The organism is Plectonema cf. radiosum LEGE 06105, from assembly GCF_015207665.1.
In the GTDB taxonomy this organism is placed as follows: Bacteria; Cyanobacteriota; Cyanobacteriia; order Cyanobacteriales; family Nostocaceae; genus Rivularia; species Rivularia radiosa_A.
On the sequence record NZ_JADEWL010000270.1, the window covers coordinates 1 to 3,732 of the forward strand.

General features: G+C 39.5%; 3 protein-coding genes and 2 pseudogenes. 2 read left to right on the forward strand and 3 right to left on the reverse strand.

Annotated features, from left to right (window positions below; all coding sequences use genetic code 11):
* The 3 genes and pseudogenes from IQ247_RS33730 to IQ247_RS31755 form a co-directional block, all read right to left on the reverse strand.
* Positions 1 to 77, reverse strand: a pseudogene (locus IQ247_RS33730) (single-stranded DNA-binding protein); the annotation flags it as partial.
* Positions 49 to 129 (reverse strand): annotated as a pseudogene (locus tag IQ247_RS33735) (single-stranded DNA-binding protein); the annotation flags it as partial. The pseudogenes IQ247_RS33730 and IQ247_RS33735, both read right to left, overlap by 29 nt.
* Positions 130 to 359: 230 nt before the next feature.
* Entirely contained in the window at positions 360 to 1,424 is a 1,065-nt protein-coding gene (locus IQ247_RS31755) for a mannose-1-phosphate guanylyltransferase (protein ID WP_193926171.1), read from the reverse strand.
* Between the two features lie 239 nt (positions 1,425 to 1,663).
* Here IQ247_RS31755 and IQ247_RS31760 point away from each other — a divergent pair, with 239 nt between their 5' ends.
* Together IQ247_RS31760 and IQ247_RS31765 are read left to right on the forward strand one after the other, a co-directional pair.
* Positions 1,664 to 3,103: an LCP family protein gene (locus tag IQ247_RS31760; protein ID WP_322745618.1), complete on the forward strand. Its 1,440-nt coding sequence runs from the start codon at positions 1,664 to 1,666 to the stop codon at positions 3,101 to 3,103.
* Positions 3,104 to 3,201: 98 nt separating this feature from the next.
* Positions 3,202 to 3,711 carry a pentapeptide repeat-containing protein gene (locus IQ247_RS31765; protein WP_322745619.1) on the forward strand — a complete coding sequence of 170 codons (510 nt, stop codon included), beginning with the start codon at positions 3,202 to 3,204 and terminating at the stop codon, positions 3,709 to 3,711.
* Positions 3,712 to 3,732 lie beyond the last annotated feature (21 nt).

Here is a 3,732-nt window from a genome sequence, read left to right on the forward strand (position 1 = left end):
TGGTAATTGGTAATTGGTAATTGGTAATTGGTAATTGGTAATTGGTAATTGGTAATTGGTAATTGGTAATTGGTAATTGGTAATTGGTAATTGGTAATTGGTAATTGGTAATTGGTAATTGGTAATTATCTACGTCCCCATCTCCCTATCTCGTCATCTTCCGATTGAATAGTTATACTAGAAAAATAGCTTCAATGCTTCTGTCAAGGGTTTGAGGTTTTAACTTTATATATATATTTTTTTGGTATATTTTGACTTTGTTGTTTATGCTGTAAAATTTGGGCGATTGGGTATGATGGATTTTTTGATATTTCCTCGCCCCCAATGCCCCGGTTAATAATTACTAGGCTATAGTTACTTTAAAGTAATTCGGTAAATCGAGAATCAGATTCTAGGGTCTTGAGTACCTGCTTAATTTCTTGGGTGCGTTCTTTTTTGACAATTAAAGTGACATTCTTGTCACGAACGACGACTATATCCTCAAGCCCAATGGTAACAATTACATCATCATCATTGCTAGCATAGAAAATAGCTCCCTTAGTATCTAATCCTACATGAGTAGCTAATTCTACATTTGGCTCTGTTTCTTTTTTGAGCAGCCTTTCAATGGCATTCCAATCTCCTAAATCGTCCCAGCCAAATTCGACTGGTAAGACATAGGCTAAATTGGTTTTTTCCATTAAGGCATAGTCTACGCTCAATTTGGGCAATTGAGGATAAATATCGGGACCTTGTTTTTCGATGGGTTCGATGATTTCTGGAGCATGAGCATACAGTTCTTGAATCGCAACACCGGCTCGAAAAATAAACATTCCACTATTCCAGCTAAATCGTCCCGTTTGTAAAAAAGTTTCCGCTGTTTCGCGGTTGGGCTTTTCAGTAAAGCGGTTAACGTGGTAGGCTGGCAAGTTGTTAAAGCTACCAAATTTTTCGCCTTCTTCTATGTAGCCGTAACCTGTTGATGGAAATGTTGGTTTGATCCCCAAAGTTACAATCGCTGGATTTTGTGCTGCTAAATCCGCTGCTGCACTTAATGTACGTGCAAAAGCTTCTTGGTCTGCAATCCAATGGTCTGCTGGGAAAAAACCGATAATAGCGTCTTCACCGTAACGCTTTTGAATTTCCAAACTTGCCCAAGCGATCGCCGCTGCTGTATCTCTTCCTTGTGGTTCTACAAGCAAGTTGGCACTGGGTAATTCGGGTAATTGTTCTTTCACACCTTCTGCTATGAGACTAGAGGTTACTACCCATAAAGAATCCCAACCATCAGTTAACGGTAATAAGCGGTCAGCAGTGGCTTGCATTAAGCTACGTGAGGTACCATCAAGATTTAAAAATTGCTTGGGTCGGGTTCGTCGAGAAAGAGGCCAAAAACGTTCACCTTTACCACCTGCAAGAATTACTGGGAACAAACGATTAGTCATGTTGTCTTACCAACCTAATTTACAACACTTCAAGTGTACAGTGGGCTTTTAAAGTGGCAATATTTTTCAGTGAACAGTTATCAGTGAACAGTGTTAGCGAAGCGTGTCCTTTATGACATACAGTTATCTATTGATATGCTACCTATCCGATCTGCCACCATACACCGTTGTTGAGGACTGATAACTGATAACTGGTAACTGATAACTGATAACTGATATTGGTTAGTGGGGAGTTAATTGTGGTTAAACAAATAGAAAGCTGGGACAATCAAGAAATTTACGATCGCGAGCAAAGTTTACAAAACCAAGCTCCTGTAGATGATATGCAAGTTAGGGTTGAGCCTGCATCTGGAAAAAAAACAAGTTCTATTCCTAGTCAGCTTTATTATCGACTGGGTTTAACAATGCCCAGATGGCTGTTTTGGATTCTCACAGTTGTAATGGGAGTTACTTTATCGGGATTACTGATATCAAGTTTGGCACTTTGGACTCCGTTATGGAGTGGAGTAGATAAAACTGAAGATGAGTTGGGATGGTCTACACTCGATGTTGAAGACGCACCATTAACAGGGGATTTATGGAGCAATATTTCCCAATACCAACTCAAAAAACCGATGAATATTTTGGTTTTGGGAGTTGAACCCGTTCCCGGTACGGTTGAAGGTTCGCCGGAAAGTTTCGCAGGAAATAGCGATACCATGTTGTTGGTAAGAGTTAATCCTGAAGATAAAACCATTCGGGTACTTTCAATCCCCAAAGGTACGATGATCTCAATTCCGGAAAGGGGTTTAAACAAGGTATCTCAAGCAAATGCTTCTGATGGTCCAGTTTTAGCTGCACGGGTGGTCAGTCGTAGTTTGAGTAATGCTCCGATTCATCGCTACATTCGTATTTCTACTGCTGGTATGAAGCAGTTAGTAGACCAATTAGGAGGAGTCGAAGTATTTGTAGACAAACCAATGCAGTACGAAGATTCCGCTCAAAACTTATCGATTAATTTGGTTAGTGGTTGGCAAACTCTTGATGGAGAAAAAGCAGAACAATATGTCCGCTTTCGAGAAAAAAATAGCGGGGATTTAGAAAGAGTGCAGCGACAGCAAACAATGTTGCTCGCTTTACGCGAACGTCTTTGGAGTCCCAAAGTATTACCTCGATTACCACAGTTAACTCGTTTAACGCGAAAGTATTTCGACACTAACTTGAAGTTGGAAGAAATGATGGCATTAGTCAACTTCACTTTAAAAGTCGAGCAAAATGATTTTCAAATGACTTTGTTACCAGGAATATTCAGTCGGTTGAGTGCAGATCCCGATAGTTACTGGCTGGATTTAAACGGACAAGCCGACTTACTAGCTAATTACGCTGGAGTCAACCTAGCTAGCCTCACACAAAGTAACAAACCAATAACCAGCTTAAAAATTGCCATTCAAAATACTGGTGATACCCCCGAACAAGCTCAAAAAGTTATGGAAATTCTCAATAAGCAGGGCTTTACAAATGTTTATACAGTACCTAACTGGGCAGATGAACGAGCAAAATCCGAAATCATAGTACAAAAAGGCAATAAGCAAGCAGCAGAAGAATTACAGCAAATTTTAAATATCAACCATATTGATATATCCGCCACCGGCGATATAGAATCTGACCTAACAATTCGTATTGGGAAAGATTGGAAGTAGTACCGGGAAGTTAGGAGTTAGGAGTTAGGAGTTAAGGATTTGTATTTAGGACTATTATTTACTAACAACTAACAACTAACAACTAACGAGATATTAAGATGATGAAAAAAATTCTTTTACGCTTTTTGGGTTTACTTTTAATTTTGTGTTTAGCGTGGTTATGGGTATTACTTGATGCTCATCCTGCTTTCGCTCAAATAAACACAATTAATTACAGCAGTACAAATTTAGAAAACCGTGATTTCTCCAATAAAGATTTAGTAGGAGTCAATTTTATTGCTGCTGAAATGCGGGAAACAAATTTTCAAGGTGCCGATTTAACAAACGCGATGTTTACCAAAGGGAATTTACTTAGAGCAAATTTAGAAGGTGCGAATTTAAAAGGAGCCTTGGTAGACCAGGTAACAATGGATTTTGCCAATTTGAGAAACGCTAATTTTACAGAAGCAACCATGAGCAGAAGTCGCTTTTTTGACGCTGATATTACTGGTGCCGATTTTACCGATGCCATTATTGACCGCTATCAAGTCAAATTGATGTGCGATCGCGCTTCGGGAGTAAATCCAGTTACTGGTGTTTCCACGCGGTATAGTCTTGGATGTCGTTGAAGAAGGGATGGGTTCGGGGTT